The following is a 646-nucleotide window of genomic DNA, read 5'->3' as shown; positions in this document are numbered from 1 at the left end:
GGCTGGCCGGTCGAGCCGGAGGTATAGATCACGTAGGCCAGATGCTGCGGCCGCAGCCCCGGCACCTGCGGGTTGTCCTCGCTTGCCGGTTCGTCCGACGCGATCGCCAACTGCGGGCAAGCGGCCGTCCCGGCGACGCCGATCGCATCGACCAGCAATGCCGCCGGTGCACTGTCGGTCAGCATGTAGTCCTGGCGCGCCTGTGGGTAAGCAGGATCGATCGGCACGTAGCCGGCACCGCTTTTGAGGATGCCCAGCAAACCAATCAACAGCTCCAGCCCGCGCTCGGCCCGGATCGCGACGCGGTCGTCCGGCTTGACTCCCAGGGCCAGCAACCGGTGCGCGACCCGGTTCGCCGCCCGGTTCAGCCCCGCGTAGCTCAAGCTGCGTCCTTCAAAGCGCAGCGCCTCGGCCTGCGGTGTGCGCCGTACCTGCGCCTCGAACAGGGCCGGCAGGGTCAATGCCGGCCACGACCATGCAGCATCGGGTAGGCTCCAGGCCTGCAACTGGGCCAGCTCCTGTTCTGGCAGCCACGGCAGCTGCGCCACCGCGCAGTCCTCGGTGGTCGCCAGTGCCTGCAGCAGCCGCTGCAGATAGCCGGCCCAACGCTGGATCGTTGCCGCGTCGAACAGGTCGGTGGCGTATT

Annotated in this window: 1 protein-coding gene; it reads right to left on the bottom strand. The window is 68.9% G+C overall.

What is annotated here, in order from left to right:
• A partial coding sequence (locus DYQ94_RS20615; RefSeq protein ID WP_505414925.1) for an AMP-binding protein occupies window positions 1-646 on the bottom strand: 646 nt, incomplete at both ends.

The organism is Xanthomonas sp. LMG 8993 (assembly GCF_009835065.2).
Taxonomy (GTDB): Bacteria; Pseudomonadota; Gammaproteobacteria; order Xanthomonadales; family Xanthomonadaceae; genus Xanthomonas; species Xanthomonas arboricola.
The sequence above is the reverse complement of the archived record's forward strand: the minus strand, read 5'-3'. Positions and strand labels throughout refer to the sequence as shown.